1 protein-coding gene and 1 pseudogene are annotated in these 642 nt (G+C 70.7%); both read right to left on the reverse strand.

Annotated elements, in window-relative coordinates; all coding sequences use genetic code 11:
* On the reverse strand, positions 1-496 hold a 496-nt coding region (locus HWY45_RS36295; RefSeq protein ID WP_176118489.1), incomplete at its 3' end, for a paraquat-inducible protein A.
* Positions 493-642, reverse strand: a pseudogene (locus tag HWY45_RS36300) (paraquat-inducible protein A); the annotation flags it as partial. The pseudogene HWY45_RS36300 and the gene HWY45_RS36295, both read right to left, overlap by 4 nt.

A 642-nucleotide genomic window follows, 5' to 3' on the forward strand; every position in this document is an offset into this window, starting at 1 on the left:
GCGAACGGAAATGGACGAGCGCGACGGTGAGCGTCACGACGAAGATGTCGAGCATCGACCAGCGGCCGATGCGCTCGACGATCCGGAACAGCCGCGTGCGCTGCATCGGCCGCCACGGCGAGCGGTGCTGCGCGCTGATCACGAGGATCACCAGCACGCCGAGCTTGAGCATCGGCACGAGGATGCTCGCGACGAACACGACGACCGCGAGCGGCCAGTCGCCCGAGGCCCAGAACAGCACGACGCCGCTCATGATCGTGTCCTGCTGCGCGCCGACCAGCGACGCGGTGCGCATGATCGGCAGCAGGTTCGCCGGAATGTAGAGGATCGCGGCGGCGATCAGCAGCGCCCAGGTGCGCGCGATGCTGTTCGGCGTGCGGAAGTGGAGCGCGGCGTGGCAGCGCGCGCAGCGGGCATGCGGATGGTCGAGCGTCTGGACGAGGCCGCAGGTATGGCAGCTCGCGAGGCCCGCGCGGGCGGCGGTGGGCGTGGTCATCGGCGCGCCTCCCGGCGAGGTGCGGCACTGGGCGCGCGGCCGGCGCGCAGGTCGTCGACGAGATCCCACAGCAGCATCGGATCGAACATCAGCACGACGGCGATCATCAGCGTGAGCGCGGCGAACGCGAACAGCGCGGCTTCCGG

The organism is Burkholderia stagnalis, assembly GCF_902830275.1.
Lineage (GTDB): Bacteria > Pseudomonadota > Gammaproteobacteria > Burkholderiales > Burkholderiaceae > Burkholderia > Burkholderia stagnalis.